Annotated in this window: 14 protein-coding genes; 6 read left to right on the top strand and 8 right to left on the bottom strand. The window is 57.9% G+C overall.

Annotated features, from left to right (window positions below; genetic code table 11):
- The gene (locus tag XX99_RS12710; RefSeq protein WP_050059756.1) at positions 1 to 1200 is read right to left on the bottom strand and encodes a GGDEF domain-containing protein; all 1200 of its coding nucleotides are present in this window, start codon (positions 1198 to 1200) and stop codon (positions 1 to 3) included.
- 196 nt (positions 1201 to 1396) lie between these two features.
- Here XX99_RS12710 and XX99_RS12705 point away from each other — a divergent pair, with 196 nt between their 5' ends.
- Together XX99_RS12705 and XX99_RS12700 are read left to right on the top strand one after the other, a co-directional pair.
- Complete coding sequence (locus XX99_RS12705) at positions 1397 to 3037, top strand: hypothetical protein (protein WP_156185964.1); 1641 nt, start codon at positions 1397 to 1399, stop codon at positions 3035 to 3037.
- Complete coding sequence (locus tag XX99_RS12700; RefSeq protein WP_231581320.1) at positions 3034 to 4356, top strand: MFS transporter; 1323 nt, start codon at positions 3034 to 3036, stop codon at positions 4354 to 4356. The genes XX99_RS12705 and XX99_RS12700 overlap by 4 nt, the downstream gene beginning before the upstream one ends.
- Before the next feature lie 10 nt (positions 4357 to 4366).
- Here XX99_RS12700 and XX99_RS12695 read toward each other — a convergent pair whose 3' ends face one another.
- Together XX99_RS12695 and XX99_RS12690 are read right to left on the bottom strand one after the other, a co-directional pair.
- Positions 4367 to 5179, bottom strand: a complete 813-nt coding sequence (locus tag XX99_RS12695) for an SDR family NAD(P)-dependent oxidoreductase (RefSeq protein ID WP_050059755.1) — start codon at positions 5177 to 5179, stop codon at positions 4367 to 4369.
- On the bottom strand, positions 5172 to 6212 hold the full coding sequence (locus XX99_RS12690; protein ID WP_050060115.1) for a galactitol-1-phosphate 5-dehydrogenase: 1041 nt from the start codon (positions 6210 to 6212) through the stop codon (positions 5172 to 5174). The genes XX99_RS12695 and XX99_RS12690 overlap by 8 nt, the downstream gene beginning before the upstream one ends.
- Before the next feature lie 176 nt (positions 6213 to 6388).
- On the opposite strand from XX99_RS12690, the gene XX99_RS12685 reads away from it, so the two are divergent.
- Together XX99_RS12685 and XX99_RS28085 are read left to right on the top strand one after the other, a co-directional pair.
- Positions 6389 to 6967 carry a DNA-3-methyladenine glycosylase I gene (locus XX99_RS12685; protein WP_050059754.1) on the top strand — a complete coding sequence of 193 codons (579 nt, stop codon included), beginning with the start codon at positions 6389 to 6391 and terminating at the stop codon, positions 6965 to 6967.
- Entirely contained in the window at positions 6871 to 7314 is a 444-nt protein-coding gene (locus XX99_RS28085) for a fibronectin type III-like domain-contianing protein (RefSeq protein WP_082125526.1), read from the top strand. Before XX99_RS12685 ends, XX99_RS28085 begins: the two co-directional genes overlap by 97 nt.
- A gap of 107 nt (positions 7315 to 7421) precedes the next feature.
- Here XX99_RS28085 and XX99_RS12680 read toward each other — a convergent pair whose 3' ends face one another.
- On the bottom strand, positions 7422 to 8804 hold the full coding sequence (locus XX99_RS12680) for a hypothetical protein (RefSeq protein WP_231581318.1): 1383 nt from the start codon (positions 8802 to 8804) through the stop codon (positions 7422 to 7424).
- Between the two features lie 362 nt (positions 8805 to 9166).
- Here XX99_RS12680 and XX99_RS12675 point away from each other — a divergent pair, with 362 nt between their 5' ends.
- Both XX99_RS12675 and XX99_RS12670 read left to right on the top strand, forming a co-directional pair.
- Entirely contained in the window at positions 9167 to 12673 is a 3507-nt protein-coding gene (locus XX99_RS12675) for a TonB-dependent receptor (protein ID WP_231581317.1), read from the top strand.
- A 26-nt stretch (positions 12674 to 12699) separates the two neighbouring features.
- Positions 12700 to 13641, top strand: coding sequence for a metallophosphoesterase family protein (locus XX99_RS12670; RefSeq protein WP_050059751.1), 942 nt, complete (start codon positions 12700 to 12702; stop codon positions 13639 to 13641).
- A gap of 134 nt (positions 13642 to 13775) precedes the next feature.
- Here the strand turns inward: XX99_RS12670 and XX99_RS12665 are convergent, their stop codons facing one another.
- The 4 genes from XX99_RS12665 to XX99_RS12650 form a co-directional block, all read right to left on the bottom strand.
- Entirely contained in the window at positions 13776 to 14201 is a 426-nt protein-coding gene (locus XX99_RS12665; protein WP_231581315.1) for a GNAT family N-acetyltransferase, read from the bottom strand.
- Positions 14202 to 14436: 235 nt separating this feature from the next.
- Positions 14437 to 15360 carry a DMT family transporter gene (locus tag XX99_RS12660; protein ID WP_050059750.1) on the bottom strand — a complete coding sequence of 308 codons (924 nt, stop codon included), beginning with the start codon at positions 15358 to 15360 and terminating at the stop codon, positions 14437 to 14439.
- A complete protein-coding gene (locus tag XX99_RS12655) occupies positions 15360 to 16760 on the bottom strand; it encodes a galactokinase (RefSeq protein ID WP_050059749.1) in 1401 nt (466 codons plus the stop codon). The genes XX99_RS12660 and XX99_RS12655 overlap by 1 nt, the downstream gene beginning before the upstream one ends.
- 78 nt (positions 16761 to 16838) lie before the next feature.
- Complete coding sequence (locus XX99_RS12650; RefSeq protein ID WP_050059748.1) at positions 16839 to 17600, bottom strand: DeoR/GlpR family DNA-binding transcription regulator; 762 nt, start codon at positions 17598 to 17600, stop codon at positions 16839 to 16841.
- Positions 17601 to 17781: the final 181 nt, after the last annotated feature.

Below are 17781 nucleotides of genomic sequence, written 5' to 3'. Positions count from 1 at the left end.
TTAGGTAGCGAGCAGCTCGGATTGTGGGTCGGCAATCGCGGCTATATTTTCGGCTGGAGTCTGATGAGAAGTAACTGCGTTGCGGCCGGCGCGTTTGGATGCATAGAGAGCATCGTCTGCCTTCTTCAACAGGGATTCGATCGTGTCGGAGGAGTCGCCGACGGCAACCCCGAGGCTGGCGGTGACTTGTATTCCGGCGGGCATCCCGCGAAGAGCTTCCACTCGCATCCGCATCCGCTCCGCTGCCGTCGATGCGTGGAAGGGATCGGTGTCGCGCAGCATCACGATAAACTCTTCACCGCCAAAGCGCGCCAGCGCGTCTGAGCCCCGGGTTCCAGCCTGGAGTGCGGCGCTTACCCGGCGGATCACCTCATCTCCAACAGGATGGCCATGGGCATCATTGATTCGCTTGAAATAGTCAAGATCGATCAGCACCAGGCCGGTGCCTTTGCCGTAGCGGCGGGCGTAAACCAGCTCTCGCTGCAGCGCTTCTTCAAAGGCCCGGCGATTCAGCAGGCCGGTCAATCCGTCCGTAAGCGCCAGCGCCTGCAGGTTATCTCGCTGGCAGCAGAAAGAAAGCCAGATGAGGCTGAGACCTGCTCCGATGCCGAAGGTGAAATTGAAAAAGATGAAATATGCCTGGAAGGGATCGGCGTGCATGATGCCATGCTGGGGCGGACGCACGGTAGCGGCTACGATACGGAAGATATGAATCACGGCAACTGCGGCCATCAGATACCCGGTGGTGCGAATGGCCGAACGTAGCGCGGTATTCCTGCTGCGAAACAGCACGACGGCGGTCATCATGGCCTGGATCGCATCCGCCGTATCGCTAACGTAGATGCGAGTGCGGGCGTGGGCGTGAATCGCGCTGCAAAACAGCAGCCCTGAGAAAACTGCAACGCCTGCAGCGATGCTGAGATATGGATGCTGCGTCTTATGTTCCAGCGTCTCTTCGACTGCGAAACGGAAAAGAACGAGGGCCGCGAAAACGGAGACTTGGGGCAGCGCGGCGGAGAAGAAGGCCGGCGCGAAGGGTTGACACATCGCCAACAGCAATCCAGCGAGGGCGACGCAAAACGCCCGCCTGACCCACCTGACACCGTTCAGGCCAGCCGCGTTCCTCTCGATTGCACTGCAGGCAATGATGAACAGCATCAGCACGACGGCGTATCCGGCTAATAGATGCCTCATGGACATGCTTTTGTCCAAGCTCCTTCGGGCGCTATGTTCTTCAAAAAATAGAAGTGTCTCCAGCATGTCACGACTGGTTTGCCGCCGTCACGGGCAAAGTAGGGGGTAACGAAAAAAACAATAGGTGGAGCCACATCGTGCAACGCCGCCGGACGTGAGTTGCAGCCGGAAAGAGGCATCCGTCTAAACTCGGAAGATACCCATGATGGTGCGCCGAGTCTCCCCCCGAAATTTTCTCTGGTATCGTAAACCGGCTTTCCTGCTGGCCCTGCTCGCGGCCCTGGTGGCGTTCGTTGTTCAATCCGGAGAGCTGGGAACCGCCGATACTCAGCACCGCCTGCAATCCACCCATGCCCTGTGGACCTTTGAGCCGCCGGTCTTTCCTCAGGAGTATCCGGAATTCGGCATTCATGGCCGCGGAGGAAAGCTGCAAAGCTGGTACGGCATCGGCCAATCTTTGCTCATGCTGCCGGCTGACATCGCCGGAACATATATCGAGCGCCTTCCCGTCTTCGCCCGATACAACGGAAACGATCCCAGCGTGCGTGACATCGTCGTCAGTTACAGCACCAATATTTTCGTCACGGTGATAACGGCTCTGGTCTGCTTCCGCTTCCTGCTAAGCCTGGGCTTTGCGGTTGATCATTCCGTGGCCGGCGTGTTGGCTATGCTGTTCGCCACAACCCACCTGCACTACACGCAGAACATGATGGAGAACAATTACATCTTTCTGCTCACGCTCACCGGATTCTGCTATCAATATCGTTGGCTATGCACCGGCAGTCGCCGCGCGCTTGTCCTCGGATCAACTGCTTTCGGTCTCAATCTGCTTACCCGGCTGACCACGGGATTGGATCTGCTGGCCGGGGGCCTCTTTGTGCTTCTCGTGCTGGCCTGCCAAGGCGTGCGCGGAAACGATCTATGGAGTCGCATCCGGATCTATCTGACCACTGCGATCCCGATATACATCTTTTTCGGGCTGATCGATCGCCTCTACCAGTTCTACCGCTTCGGCTCGTTTTTCAGCACGTACCTGGGCATTTACGCCCAGGAGGCGAAACAGCGAAATCCTGCTCTGCCGGTCAGCTATCCCTTTGAGAAGCCTTTTCACACGGGCTTCTTCGGAGCTCTCTTCGCTCCGGAAAAATCAATCTTTCTCTTCGACCCCTTACTCATTCTTGCAATCTTGGTCGCTGTCGTCGGATGGAGGCGGTTCACTCCCGCCGTGAAAGCTTATGTCCTGACTACGGCGCTGCTTCTTCTCGCCTACATCAGCTTCTACGCGCGCTACACGGTGTGGAGCGGCGACTTCGCCTGGGGCGACCGTTATGTTTCGACGGCCGTGGAGTCGGCGTCTCTGCTTGCCGTTCCGCTGCTGCTGCGATTTCGTCGAGCAATAGGCAGGCCGGTCTGGATCGCAGGAATTGCGCTGCTGGCGATCAGCATTGTTATCCAGATCGCTTCACTGGCCTTCTGGCTGCCGCTGGAAATTTACCAGATGGAAACGCTGGGACATCCCACATTCGTCGTCGGGCTGCGCTTCGAGAACATCCTTGCATTTGCATTCGGCAAAATGAACGCGTGGGGACTGACGAACGCGGCGATGACGCAAGATCCGTGGGACTATGTCCACATCACCACCTGGAACGTCCTGCCCTTCCTGCTGAAGCGCAGCGGGATTGCGCCTGCGTGGGTGGTTAACGTCTCGCTAGTAATCTGGTACGCGGGACTCGCGGCCGTGGCATGCACGTTGTTCGCGCTTCTCCGCACGCTGGGCCGTTCAGAGAAATGCGCAGAGACGTCTCCAGCCGCTACACTGCTGCAGGAACGAGGGCATCGTTGACCACTGTAGACCGCCGCGATTCGAAATCTCTATCGCCGTACCGCTGGAACATTGCGTGGTTGCTGGGGCTGGGAGTCCTGGTGAACTACTTCGATCGCGTCAACCTGTCGGTTTCGCACGAAGCACTCATCACCACATTCGGAATTTCCAACATCGTTTTCGGATATCTCTCCGGGGCCTATAACTGGACCTATGCTCTCTGCCAGCTGCCCATTGGCGTATTGCTCGACCGGTTTGGTGTGAAGCGCGTCGGGCGCATCAGCACCTTTCTTTGGAGCATCGCCTCATTCGGCGCGGCGACTACTCCCAACCTTGGCGGATTTTTTGCGGCGCGCCTGGTGCTCGGCGTTGGAGAGGCTCCGACATTTCCTGCGAATGCCAAAGCGATCGGCCAGTGGTTTCCTGCGAAGGAGCGAAGTTTCGCCACGTCAATCTTCGATGCTGCGGCTAAATTCTCGTCAGCCATCGGCGTGCCGCTGATCGGCTTCATGCTGCTCAGCGTGGGATGGCGAATGAGCTTCGCCGTGACCGGCTTGATCAGCCTGGGCTACTTCCTGCTCTTCGTAAAAGCCTATCGCGATCCCGAAGACCAGGCGCAACGAGGCGGTGTCGGACAGACCGCTTCGGCAGATACCACGCAGTCTTCCGATGTCGAGTTGCGCATGTCGGCGGAGTCGTCCTCCTCTCTCGGCTATCTGTTAAGGCAGAGAAAGGTGCTGGGCCTTGCGCTCGGCTTCGGCTCCTATAACTACATCTTTTATCTGCTGCTGACCTGGCTCCCGAGTTATCTCTCCGCAGCTCTGCACATCGATCTCCGGCATTCTTTTCTCTATACGGGAGTGCCGTGGCTATGTGCGACGGTTATCGAGCTAATCGTTGGCGGCTGGCTGGTCGATTTTCTGATTGCGCGCGGGTGGGACGCCAACCGCGTGCGGAAGATCACGCTGATCGGGGGGACCGCATTTGGTCTGGGTATTCTAGGCGCAGCCCATGCACACGATGCGACTCAGGCTCTGCTCTGGATCAGCATTTCCATCAGCGGATTGTCTGCGGCAGCGCCGGTTGGCTGGTCGATTCCGTCGCTCATTGCCCCGCGTGGCAGCGTGGGCAAGGTAGGCGGCATCATGAATTTCTCGAATCAGCTTTCCGGGATTGCTGCGCCTATCGTTACCGGATATGTCGTCTCGGCGACGCATTCTTTCGCATGGGCCTTTGCTATTTCCGCCGGCTATCTGCTGGTCGGCATCGCCGGCTACATCGTTCTCCTGGGACGGATCGAACGGGTACCCGATCAATCGGCAGCCTTGCGGTCCATTTAGGATCTGGCTTTTAAGCTTTATTTCCGGACGATAAAGGTCGATTCACCGTAGCCCGCATGGCTCCAGTGGAGATACCGCCATCGACGAGCAGAGTCTGGCCGGTGACGTAGCGACTGGCTTCGGAAGCGAGAAAGACAACCGCGCCGTCCAGATCATGCGGCTGTCCGGGGCGCTTCACCGGTATGCGGTCGATGAGGTAGTCGACCCACTCCTGATCTTCGTAGAGCACCTTGTTCTGCTCGGTGCGGAACCATCCGGGGGCCAGGCAATTCACGGTGACGCCATGCTTTCCCCAATCGTCGGCGAGGCTCATGGTGAGCTGGCGAATGCCGCCCCGGCTGGCGCCGTAAGGGGCAAGGCCCGCGTAGCCGAAGACGCTGGTCACGGACCCGATATTCACGATGCGCCCGTAGCCTTTGGCGATCATGCGACGCGCCACGGCCTGCGCGACAAAGAAGCTTCCGCGAAGATTGGTATCAACGACGTGGTTCCAGTCGTCCCACGTGACATCGAGCGCGGGCTTGCGCACATTGCAGCCGGCGTTATTCACCAGGATGTGGATTTGCCCGAAGGCCGCCTCGGCCTCCGCGGCCATGCGCTCGATGCTCTCCTGATTCTTTACATCGAGTTCGAGAGAAACGGCTCGCCGCCCTAGCGCATGGACCTCCTTTTCGAAGGAAGCCAGAGACGCGCGATCGCGGCTGGTGAGCACCAGATCCGCGCCAGCCTTGGCCAAGGCCATGGCAAAGTATTGGCCCAGCCCGCGGCTGGTTCCGGTGACGATGGCCACCTGTCCACTGAGATCGAAGAGAGAATTATTCATGGTGTGGCGTCAGCACAATCTTCATCAGGTTCGGCTCGCGTGCATGGAGCCGATCGAACCAGCGTGGACCGTCTTCCAGAGATGCGACTGCGGTAATCAAAGGCTTGACCTGAATCTTTCCACTCGCCATCAGTTCGATGGCCTCCGGATATTCGCCCGACGACGCGCAGGAGCCCTGCAGCCGGATCTGCCGGCTGACCACCTTCTGCAAAGGAAGCGTGACTTCGGGCGTGATGTTGCCGATCAGAGTGACCGTACCGCCTTTGCGAACGCAATCGATCGCTGCCGATATGGTTTCGTTCCTGCCTACGGCCTCGAGAACCATATCGACACCATTGCCGTCGGTGAGCCGCATGATTTCGGCAAACAGCTCGGAGCCGGATGCATGAATGACCTCGGTCGCGCCCACGCGGCGAGCCATATCCAGCCGGGTAGCGTCGACATCGGTGATGATGACTCGCGAATAGCCTGCGGCCTTCGCGGCTTGCAACGTGAGCAGGCCAATCATGCCAGCTCCGATCACCAGTGCGGATTCCCCGTCAGTCACTGGAGTCAGCTTCACCGCATGCATCGCGACCGAAACCGCCTCCAGCATCGCGGCTTCGACGAATGGAATCGTATCCGGCAGCCGATAGGCGATACGCTGCGGGATGGTGATGAATTCTGCGAATGCGCCTGCACGGCGGTAATCGGTGCAGGATACGCCGATTACCTGGCGGTTATTGCAGAGATTGACTTGTCCCCGGGCGCAGAACTCGCAGCGGCCGCAATAAACGGTGGAGTCGAAGGTGACCCGGTCGCCGATAGAGAAATCTTTCACCTCGGCTCCGACAGAGATGACAGTCCCGGCGGCCTCGTGTCCCATGACGATCGGAGGAATGCGTCGTCCCGACGAGCCATCGTAGCCATGCACATCGCTTCCGCAGATGCCGCAGGCTTCCACCTTCACCAGCAATTCGTCCGCTCCTGCAGCAGGAACGGGCACGTCAACGATATCGAAGTGGTTGTATTCGGAGAGAAGTAAGGATTTCATGCAATCGCTCGGAATTCCGGTTGAGGGGCGCTCGCGAGAACGCTCGGTCTGCTGCCAGAAAAGCTTTTCTTGACCACCAGAATACCAAAGCTCCGCTACCCTTTTTCTCAGATCGCGGCGTGCGTACACTGGCACGGTATGTTGAACCACGAACTTTCTTTTCTCCCAGGAGGGATATGAGCGCCGCGTCCACGTCCAAAGGTACCGTCCGCCGCTGTGCCTGGTCCGAGAGCGATCCTCTCCTGCGCGCCTATCACGACGAGGAGTGGGGAGTGCCGGAATACGACAGCCGGGGCCTCTGGGAGAAGCTAATGCTGGATGGTTTCCAGGCGGGCCTCTCGTGGCTCACCGTTCTGCGCAAGCGCGATGCTTTTCGTGAGGCATTCAAGGATTTCGATCCGGAGCGGGTCTCGCGCTTCAAGGAGAGCGATGTTGCTCGGCTGCTGACGAATGCCGGCATCATCCGCTCTCGCGCCAAGATCGAAGCGACGATTGGCGGAGCGCGCGCCTACCTGGAGATGCAGTCCGCTGGGGAAGACTTTTCTGAGTTCGTATGGAAGATGGCGGGTGGCAAGCCGATCCTGAACAAGGGCGACGTTCCGGTTAAAACGCCACTGTCCGAAGAGATGTCCAAGTCGCTCAAGAAGCGCGGCTTCAAATTCGTCGGGCCGGTGATCGTCTACGCCTGGATGCAGGCGACCGGGATCGTCAACGATCACTCCGCGAGCTGCTTCAGGCGAAAAGAGATGCGGTAACAAAGACGGGGCCCGGGTGGGAAACCCTTGGCCAGCGGTCCAGCCGTTGTCAAATTTATCGCGACGGCGATGAGGTCGTCGAAGCATATCTCATCCCGCCGCAAACACCCGGCAATCCTCTCCGTGCGCTGCGAGGCTTCCAGCGCGTACACGTAGCTAAAGGGGCAACTGAGCATGTCAAGCTGATTCTGCAGCCTCGCGACCTGAGTTTTGTGAACGAGGCGGGCGATCGCCTGATTGAGCCGGGTGCGTATGAGTTGGTTATCGGCGACGGACAGCCTCAGACACAAGCTGCGACCACCAGTGCTCAGTTCACGATCGATGGAGAACAGAAGCTTCCGGAGTAGATGTGAACGAGTGTTGTTCACCCGAACTGGAGCGTGGACCGAATCGGGTCAACGCTCTAGTTCGAACTGGAAGTTCAGGCTCGCATCGGGAAGGTTTCTGCGAAGCGCTACTGGGAGTAGACGCGAGTGGCGATGACCTGCGCGCCGGGAGCTGTCGCCCCGATGCTGCTGGTTTCTATCAGCAGCTCGAATGGCTTGATCGTTCCATTCGGCGAAGTCGCCTGCTGCAGGATTGGATTCATCAGCTTGGAATCGAAGAGCGCATCGGCGGCGGCCTGGGTTGCCGCCATATTGAGTCCCTGAATGATCAGGACATGTCCGGCGCCATCCAGCCCGGGCAAAAATGCAATCGAACCATATGTGCGGTTCGATTCCGGGTCGGTGCCATTTCTATAGAAATGCTGCTCCGCGCCGTTTGGATGTTCGTTCTGCACATAGGACTGATCCACTTCCGGCGCGTACTCGAGATTGAAATTGAGCCTCTTCTCGAAAAGCGCAACCCAGGGATTGGTGTGCTTGGATCCGATGAGGATCACGTTCGCATTCTTTATGTCTTCCGCCGTAATCGATCGTGCGTAACGGATCTGCGCTCGATTGGCGATGAACTCTGGAAGACGGGTCAGCCGGGAAGTAATGTCGAGAGAAACGACGCTGGTATAACGCTGGCGGCGGAGATCATTGAAATTGCGCGGATCGATTCCCGGGGGAGCCTTCAGCTCCGAAAGATAGGACTGGTTCGCATACTCTTCCACGCTTACCAGATGATCGGTGAGGTTTTCGATGATGCCCAGGCCGCTATCGCTGGCTACGATCAACGTATTGCGATTGGGTTGAAATACCTGGGACCAGATCGCATGCTCGGGGCTTTGCGCAGCGCTTGATGGGGCGCCCGACCTCACCAAGATCCATGCCAGCGCGGTCAGAAGTATGCCTGCGGATAGCCCTAGAAGCGCTGCAACCCACACTGGATTCCATTTAGGCCGAGGGGTTGCGGTCTCCTGTAAGTCCTTCGGAGTGGCGGCAGCATCCGGGGGATGAGTTTCGCGGCTCGCGAAGTGCACAGGAGGCTGGAAATCGGAACTTTCCGTCTCTGGTTCTGGGAATTCGAAATTGTTCTCAAAGACGGGGAGATAGCCGCCACGCGGTATCGCAATCCGTAGCGATTCGTCGCGTCCCTCGCCTTCGAAGTATTGATCGAGACGCTTGCGCAGCAGGCGCGCGTAACTTCTTACGATATTGTCTTCGCCAGGATTGTAGCCTTCGGAACGATTGAAGACCTGAATGCCGATACGTTGTTCCGTGACCTCATGCGCTCGATCCAGCAGGTACTGCTCGCAAACGTACAGCAGAAACTTGGGCAGCAGCTCGGACTTGTTGAGGCCTTTGCTCGCCGCCACGCGGCACGCAAGCTGCCACTCCGGCTTGGCGAGAAGCCTATTGGCCTCGACCTCTGCAATGTCTTCCTCGAGTAGCACGGCGTGACTCGACATGCGAGCTGGCGGATCTGCGATGCCGTTAGCCCTGCCAAAAGGCTCGCGTGGCCGATCTCCGTGCGACCGTTCTCGATCGCTCTCCATGAGTTTCAATATAGCGGGCGTGGATGAAATTCCTGTAAACAGAACAACCCCGCATCGCTGAATCTCCCCAAAAAATAGGGGGGTAAAGGGGGGTACACACACAGTGTGAGGCGGAAGAGCACCGTAGATCACCCTTTTTTTCCTTTTAGACCACCGGTCATGATCATTCCATCTGTCCCCCAGGGCATGACCCGCTGGCCGGCTGCTGAACGGTTATCTCTACGAGGCCCCGATCACTCTTGAACCAACACAGAGAAAGAAACCTGGAGCGAATTGTGAAACGTTTTGTTCTTACGGCAGCGATGGTCTGCCTGCTATTCCTTAGTGCCGCACCCCTTTTTGCACAATTTGAAACTGCCTCCGTGCTGGGCTATGTGCGTGACACGTCCGGCGCTGTTGTCTCTGACGCAACGGTGTCCCTAATCAGCCAGGAAACAAAGCTGTCCGTTACGGTCAAGAGCAACGCTCAGGGCGCGTACGAATTTCCCGATGTCAAAGTAGGTGAATATAAGGTTACAGCGAGCGCAGGTGGCTTCGACACCAGCTCGACTGAGTCGTTCGTCGTGACAGTCAATGCCAAGCAGCGCGTCGACGTAATGTTGAAGATCGGATCGGCAAATGTAACGGTAACTGTAAATTCCGCCGCGGATCTGCTGGAAACGGATTCAAGCGAACGTGGCCAGGTCATCGGCACCCGCGAGGTCGAAAACCTTCCGCTGAACGGCCGCGCCTATGCCGATCTGGCGGCGCTTGTCCCCGGCGTTCGCCGTAACGTTCTCGAGAACACCACCGACTCCAGCCGCGATGCCAGCTTTAACGTCAACGGCCAGCGCAGTGAGTTCAACAACTTCCTTCTCGACGGTATCGACAACAACGCGTACGGCACCTCGAATCAGGGATTCTCGAACCAGGCAATTCCACCCTCGCCGGATGCCATCAACGAGTTCCGCGTCGAAACCGACAACTACAGCGCGGAATATGGACGCTCTGCCGGCGCTGTAATCAACGTCAGCATTCGCAGCGGCTCAAACCAGTTCCACGGCAAAGCCTACGACTACATCCGTAACACGGTCTTCAACGCAGAAGGGCCCTTCACCCCGCCGAACGACCCACTCACCGGCAAGCCGCTAAAGCCGATTCTGATCCGTAACCAGTTTGGCGGAACCTTCGGCGGACCCATCTGGAAGGATCGCACCTTCTTCTTCGGCGACTACGAAGGAACTCGTCAGTTGGTCCACGCTATCAACCAGGCGACCGTACCGACGGCCGATCAGAGCGGCATCAGTGCCCTGGCCAAGACGAATGGCGGCTTCACGTTTCTCTCGGGGAAAAGCACCGAAAGCGGCGCAGCCGTTCCGTTGCTCAACCCGCTTACAGGGCAGAAGTATCCGAACGGCGTCATCCCTTTCAACGACCCTTCCGTCTCGTCGTTTGCTAAGGGTGTGCTTGCGGCCCTTCCCGCACCCAATGTTCCCGGCGATCCTTTCGCCAATAACTATGCTTCGCTCCCGCCCGACACCATCAATGACGATAAGGGCGATATCCGCGTGGACCAGACCTTCAGCGCAAAGACGACAGCGTTCATTCGCTATAGCGAGCATCAGGGCAAAATTGCCGCCCCACCGAATATTCAGGGACCCGCAGGCGGCAACAGCAACGGCAACGTGAACATCTTCAACCAGCAGATTGCCGGTGGCGTCACCCACACCTTCAATCAGAACTCCATTCTCGATGCGCGCTTCGCTTTCACCCGTACCGATGGTGGCAAGTTCCCCTACGGTCAAAACATGGCCAGCCTGATGGCCGGCATTCCGGGTCTGCCCACCGATCCCGCCGTAGTTCGCAGTCTCAACGTTCAGAGCGTTAACAACTACTCTCAATTCGGCAATCAGGGCAGCAATCCGCAGTTTCAGGATCCTTACATCTTCAATCCCAAGGCGAACTACACCCGGATCGTTGGCCGGAGCACGTACAAAGTCGGTTATGAGTATCAATCCATCTTCACTACCATCGATGACTTCAATCCGGTTTATGGACAGGACACCTACAACGGCGGCTACAGCTTCACCGGAGCTTCCTCCAGCGTTCTGAGTGGATCTGATAGCGGCACCAAGGAAGCCGTTGCTCTCGCCGATTTTCTCTTTGGCGCGCGCGATACCTTCCAGCTCAATAACTTCGTCCACGTCCACCTGAATCAGCGCATGAACTTCATGTACCTCCAGGATGACGTTCGGGTGAATTCGCGTCTTACCGTGAATGCCGGCCTTCGCTACGAGTTGGTCACTCCGCAGTGGGAGTCGAACAACCTGCTCTCCAACTACGACCCGACGACACAATCTCTCATCCAGGCCAAGTCCGGCTCCATCTATGATCGCGCCCTGGTCAACATGCCGAAGCTGGACTTCGCACCGCGCATTGGCTTCGCCTACTCTGCGACTCCCAGAACGGTGATCCGCGCCGGTTACGGCCTCAGCTACGCACAGTTCAACCGGGAAGGCGGCGAGAATCTTCTTGTCTATAACCTGCCCGCCATCGTCAATACGAACATCGTGCAGGGCCCACAGTTTGCCAACCCCGGCGTGCTCGGCAAGCAAGCTGCTCTTGCGGAGTGCACCGCCACTCAAGCCGCTGCACCTTACAGTCCGGCGGATCAGACTCCTTGCTTCCGCACGACGGCCCAGGGATATCCCGGAGGCTTCACCAGCCCGTCGAATGTCACCGCGGCCAGCAATTTGACCACCCAGGCTCGGTATATCCCGAAGAACCTGCCGACTGGTTATGTTCAGGCTTATCACCTCACGGTCGAGCAGCAGCTCGGACCTTCGACTACTTTCGATTTGGCCTACGTCGGATCGCACGGCGTAAAGCTTGAAACCCTGGCCGATCTCAATCAGTCCATCGCCAATCCGGTGACCGCTACCTGCAACGCGCAGGTAAACACTGGCTGCCTGTCCCTTGCGCAACGCCGTCCGATTCAGACCTTCACCACCATTGAAGAGACGCTTCCCGCCGGCCTCCTGCACTACAACGCCCTGCAGGCCAAGGTCGAGCACCGTACCGGCCATGGTCTCTACCTGCTCAACTCCTTCACCTGGTCTAACGCAATCGACAACGCTGCAGGTCACCTCGATACGCCGGACAACGACAACTCCCGTATCAACCTCGCCAATCCGAAGGGGGATATCGGTCCTTCCGCTTACAACCAGCCGCTGAACGACATTCTTTCGGGTGTCTACGACCTGCCTTACGGCAAAGGCCGGACCTGGGGTACCGCTGCTCCTCTTTGGGCGCAGGAAGCCCTTGGAGGCTGGCAGCTGACTGCCATCAACAGCCTCAGCAGTGGCTTGCCGGTCAACGTCAGCTACTCGCCGAACAGCTTCCAGCAGACGAGTCCGCTTCTGGTGCAGCGTCCGAACCAGGTATTCGGCAATCCTGTCATTCCCAAGAGCAAGCGCGTCAAAATCAACGGTAATCAAGACATCCTTGCTTTGAATTCGGCGGTTTATAGCCTTCCTGGACCGAATCAGCCGTACGGCAACGTGGGTCGTAACTCGGTTCGTTTCGATCCCTTCTACCAACTCGATATCGGACTGCATAAGAACTTCGCAATCACGCCCGAGCATGTCAACTTTGACTTCCGCGCCGAAGCCTTCAATGTGCTTAACGTGACCAACTACGCTTTCCCGCAAAGCACGGTTGGTTCCAGCAGCTTCGGTGTCGTCGCCGCGGCATCTACCTTCCCGGCTCGTGTTCTGCAGTTCGCCGGCAAGATCGTTTTCTAACTGCAACTCTCCGGAGGTCGTCACAGATGGATCGCAGGCAATTCACCACCCTCGGCGCCGCATCGCTCGGCAGCGTGCTTGTCCAGAAGCTCTGGGCGGAGCAGGTGCGGACGACGGCCTCCTCGGAGAAGTTTTACTTCGCCCTCGTTGCGGATACCCACATCATCGACAACTTCTACGTCAAAGGCAGTGAGAACGGCGTCGAAGATAACGAGAGCATCCTGGTCACCACGCCGCGTATGACCGCGGCGCGGGACCTCATCAACTCGCTGAGTCCTGCCATCGAACAGGTCTTCCTGATAGGCGACTATTTCCATAACTACCCGTCGACCGACTACGACTTTTACTTCAAGAACACCACGCGCCTGGATAACGCTAAGGTCATCTCCGATGGATTCAAGATGCCCGTGCATCTGGGCTTCGGCAATCATGACTACGATGTTCATCGCGTTCCGCGGGAGATGAGTCACCGGCTCTTCAAGGCCAAGTTCAACGCCGAGCCCTATTCCGTCCTCGATTACAAGGGATACAAGTTCATCCACCTGAATAACTTTCTAGGCAGCACGCAGGACAAGGCATCGACCGATTTCAATCCGGGCATCGGCTCCCTTGGTGAGGAGCAGCTGCAGTGGTTCGAGGCGCAGCTGGCGCAGCGCAAGCCGACTTTCGTGTTCATCCACTATCCGTTGATTCAGGACAAGCCCACGGAATTCGGCGACTACGGCGTGCAACCGCTTCTGCGCAAGTACCAGGACAATATTCAGCTGGTCGTCTCGGGCCACATGCATAAGTGGATCGACTTCGCGCACACCTACGGTCCGCAGCATTATGTAATGGCAGCGACTCGCTATGATCCCAACGCCTACATGCTGATGGAAGTGGACACCAGGCGCGGCACATGGCGCTTCATGAATCAAAGCCTCGTCGAGTGGTCGACTCACTACAGCAAGCCTTATCGAGAGGCTTAGGCCGCGAAAAACAGGGCGGAGGATCGATTCTTGCATCGATCCTCCGCCCTGGCGCTTGTCCCACACGCGAGCGGATTACTTCATTGATAATTGATCGGCACGTGGAGAAATGAGGCAGCGGATCGCTGCCCGGCCTATTGAAGACGCTCCATATATCTGTCACAGGGTGACGCGAAGCGAAAATCCAGACGCAGATAGAAGGTCTGAGCGTCGTGCGTGATGAGGGCCACCCTCTTCAAATGTTTCAAGTCCGGATGCTCAAGGACGGAACGGATCAACCACGATCCCAGGCCCTGCCTTCTGTACATTTCCAGGATGTAAACGTCGCAGAGGTAGGCATACGTGACGTAGTCGGTGATTACCCTGGCGAAACCGATCTGGCTTTCGCCTTCTTTCAGTGAAAAACAGAGAGAATGACGAAGCGCGCGCTCGAGAGTCTCCCGGGTCAGCTCCGCCCACCACTTTGCCTGCTCCAGAAACCCGAAAACCGTATCGACGTCAAGGCATGCCGGATCGGTCGAGATTACAAAGTCATTCTGTTTACGGCGAAAATAATTCACATTCCTCAAGGCGATCTTGGCCTGCTCCTCTCGCTGGCATCGATAGGCTCTACGCATAGACCAATGCAAAGCGGTTCAAAGGAGAAGGATAATCTTTTTCACGCCGGACGGGCGCTGGTCTGTTAAAAATTAACAATCGCGGCTGTTGATAATGGGCTCTGATGCTATAGATTTTTTTACCAAACCACAGCATCGGCAATCCCTGGAAATGGCAGCCGGAAATAGCGGGCCGGCGTTACAACGCGCAGTCGAACCGGAACAGCACGGCTGTGGCGAGGAGAACGATCGCCGATCCAGCCAGCGCCCGAGGCGCAAGCCGCTCTCCAAGAATGCTGAATGCCAGCGCTATGCCGAAGAGCGGCGTTAAGTAGAGGGAAGCAGACGCGATTACCACGTCCACGGACCCCAGCGCTTTGAGAAAAAGTATCATCGACAGTCCGTAAAAGAAGACCGCGAGATATCCGAAAGCGGACCATTGCGTCAAGGTCAGATGTGCCAGGCTGCCGAGGCAATGTCGATCAAGAGCCACTAGAATCGGCAGGCTGAAGACCGTGGTGGATAAATAGCTGAAGAATAGAATCTGCGGCGCCGAAAATTGGTTCAGAAGGCGTTTCGAATAAACGTTATAAAACGCCGATCCGAGACAGCCTGTAACGATCAGAAGGTTTCCGGCAAATTCATGAGGTTGCATTCCTGCGCCGGTCGCGCGCCGCAACGGAGAAAGCAAGAGAACTCCCGCCAGTCCCAGCACTAAAGCGCCGACCCGCAGTAGCGAGAGGCGTTCCCGCAGCAGCCAAACGGCGATGACGGCGCCGAAGATCGGAATCAGCAGGCTGAGTATGGCTCCGTTCGAGGCAGTAGACCAGCTCACCCCAAGCGTCATGCCTACCTGCGCGACAAGCTGGCCGCCGATGCCGGCGAGGAAAAAGCCCCGCCGAAGCCGCCAGGCGGCCTGGAACTGTTGCGCTACCGCTCCACGGATAGATAGAAGACCCAGGCCGAGAACAGTGGCGACATAAAGGGGGAGGAGCGCGGTAGCGAGCGGTGAAAGACCGGTTACCAGGAGTTTGACCGCGACGCCCTGTCCCGCCCACAGGAGGTTCGCCGCTATTAGCAGCAGAATCGGCGCAGCCGCGCGGTTGTCCCGGGGCCAGCGCACTATCGCATTCCTGCAAGAGGAGAAAGCTGCAGGCTGCGAACTCCAAATGCGTCGACTCCTTCGGAGCTTCCTGAAAAAATGTGAGGCATCGTACCTCGCTCCGCCGCGTATTCCTCAGCGATCCGGCGGATGGACTCCCGGTCGCCGGTTCGGCCGAGGATGGCCACCACGCCGCCACTCCCGCCTCCAGTCATCTTTGCGCCGAAAAAGCCGGCCTTGAGCGCACGGGACACCAGCTCATCGCAGGCGTCGGAGCCCAGGCCGCATTCGGCATAGGCGGCATGCGACTGGCAAAGGATCTCGCCGATCAGCCGGGCCGTCGCCTCCGACGGTTCCGCACTCAGAAGCGCGCTTACCATCTGCACGCGAAGATTCTCCTCCGTTGCATATCGAACCGCGGCGCGGACGGGATATTCCGTTTCCGGATGAATGCGCGTAAAGGGATCGACGTGTTCGCCACCCTTGGCCAGAAACTCGCGTCCGGTCATCGACTCGGGCAGCCGGCGCTCATACCTAGCCCGAAATTCGGAAGGTGCAAGATTCGACAGATGGCCTTGCCACCGGGAGTCGGTCCACCGCGGTATTTCCGACTCTGGGTCCGGCGTCACTTTAATGCCATCGAGGTCGCAAAGGAGCTTATATCCGACGAAGGCAGCGGCGCGCGCTGCTTCGTAGGCAAAGCCGCTTGTAGAGCGGGGAGCCATGGAGTCGATGCCCCAGATGCGAAGTCCGGCCGGCAGCCTCACGGGAGGGAAGTGCTGGCACGGTTGACAGAGTAGAGGAAGAAGATGGTTTTCCTGCCCCAGCACGATCGCTGCTTGGTCCATGATGCCGCACGCGGCACCGACGACCACGTTTTCCACCCACTGCCCAGCCGTCGCCAAAGCGACTCCGTCCATGGGTTGACCCCATGCCGCCGATGCTGCTTTAAGCGCTGCTACTTCGAGCGCGGCCGAGGAGCTTACGCCTTTATTGGGCGGCAGGTCCGATGAGATGAAGAGATCGATCCCGCCTTGAGTTCCGCATCTGTAGCGGCTTCGCAAAAAGTGGAGCGCGCCGGCCACATAGCCGGCCCAGCGGGAATGCCCGTCTTTGTTGTAACGGAGACGAAAGCTATCGAGGTCGTCGCAATCCTCGGTCAGAAGGTCGATTGAGGACGCCCAGCCAAACCGGGCGGCGCCAGGATTGAGGATGCGGATGACATCGTCCGATCGAGGCTGGGCTGCGATCCAGACGGCCTCGTTGAGCAGGCCCTGCAGGACCATGCCGCCGGTGTAGTCGACGTTGCCGCCCATCACATCCAGGCGGCCGGGAGCTCGCGCTACCCAGATCGGCTTCTCCGGTGCAAAGAAGTCGTGTGCCGCAACGACACTGGCAACCTGGTCTTCGAAGTGACGCAATTCCGATTAGCTTTCGACAGAAGATGGCAATCTCCCATCAGGTTATCGAATTGCTGTACACACAACGTTAATAGAAGCTCACTCGGCGACCTGCACCTGCGCAATTCGTTTGAGCCGGGCGAGATCCTCGGCGGAAATGCCGTTGTCGGTCAGAACGAGATCGCAATCTTCGACTCCGCAGAGGCGGTAGGTCGCCTCGGTCCCGACCTTGCTGCTGTCCACCACCAGAACCTTTCGCTTTCCCGCCTGGAGCAGTTCGCGCTGCGCGTCAGGATCGTGAACCATAACGCCGCGGGTGAAAGAGATGGAGGCCGCACCGAAGATCACTGTGTCTGCGTAGATCGAGGTCAGGCTCCGTCCGACGGCGTGTCCGATGAGGTCGTGGCTGCTCGATCGATAGACTCCACCGGTAAGTTCGACACGAATGTCTTCCGCTGAAGACAGCTCCTCAAGGACGGCCAGCGAGAAAGTAAAGACGACGACGTTGCGCCGCGCCCGCAGCTCCCGGGCTACATAAAGAGTGGTGGTTCCCGAATCGAGGACCACCGACTCACCATCGTGGACGAGCGCCGATGCTGCAGCGCCGATACTGCGCTTGGCGTGAGACATCTTCTGCAAGCGTTCGAAGAAGCTTCGTTCCGCGCCTCGCCAATGCTCGATCCGCGCGCCGCCAGGAATTCGGATAACCTGCCCGGCCTCCACCAGCTTTTGCAGATCGCGCCGGATGGTCATCTGCGAGACGTGAAATGCCTCTGCGATCTCACCGATCGATGCAGAAGTGTTCACTTTTAACATCTGAACAATGGAATCTAATCGGGAACGCTCAGTAATCTCACTCATTTGGCCCGTTCTCAAGTGCAGATTTCAGCCGCAACTCCAGTATCTTACGCTGCTTGTTGGAATAAGCGGCAAAGAAGAGCTCTCTTCTCCTATAGGGCACCATGTCACTGTTTTTCAGCTCTCGATATGTAATTTTTTATCATTAACCGATCTAAATTTGTCCCTTATTAACATCCGTCGG

Source organism: Silvibacterium bohemicum (assembly GCF_001006305.1).
GTDB classification, from domain to species: Bacteria; Acidobacteriota; Terriglobia; order Terriglobales; family Acidobacteriaceae; genus Silvibacterium; species Silvibacterium bohemicum.
Note: the sequence above shows the minus strand (reverse complement) of the source record. Positions and strands in the feature narration are given on the sequence as shown.

What these genes read in the sequence shown, in the direction of transcription:
- XX99_RS12710 (WP_050059756.1), bottom strand. Translation starts at nt 1,200, where the DNA reads ATGTCCATGAGGCATCTATTAGCCGGATACGCCGTCGTGCTGATGCTG.
- XX99_RS12705 (WP_156185964.1), top strand. Translation starts at nt 1,397, where the DNA reads ATGATGGTGCGCCGAGTCTCCCCCCGAAATTTTCTCTGGTATCGTAAA.
- XX99_RS12695 (WP_050059755.1), bottom strand. Translation starts at nt 5,179, where the DNA reads ATGAATAATTCTCTCTTCGATCTCAGTGGACAGGTGGCCATCGTCACC.
- XX99_RS12690 (WP_050060115.1), bottom strand. Translation starts at nt 6,212, where the DNA reads ATGAAATCCTTACTTCTCTCCGAATACAACCACTTCGATATCGTTGAC.
- XX99_RS12685 (WP_050059754.1), top strand. Translation starts at nt 6,389, where the DNA reads ATGAGCGCCGCGTCCACGTCCAAAGGTACCGTCCGCCGCTGTGCCTGG.
- XX99_RS12680 (WP_231581318.1), bottom strand. Translation starts at nt 8,804, where the DNA reads ATGTCGAGTCACGCCGTGCTACTCGAGGAAGACATTGCAGAGGTCGAG.
- XX99_RS12670 (WP_050059751.1), top strand. Translation starts at nt 12,700, where the DNA reads ATGGATCGCAGGCAATTCACCACCCTCGGCGCCGCATCGCTCGGCAGC.
- XX99_RS12650 (WP_050059748.1), bottom strand. Translation starts at nt 17,600, where the DNA reads ATGAGTGAGATTACTGAGCGTTCCCGATTAGATTCCATTGTTCAGATG.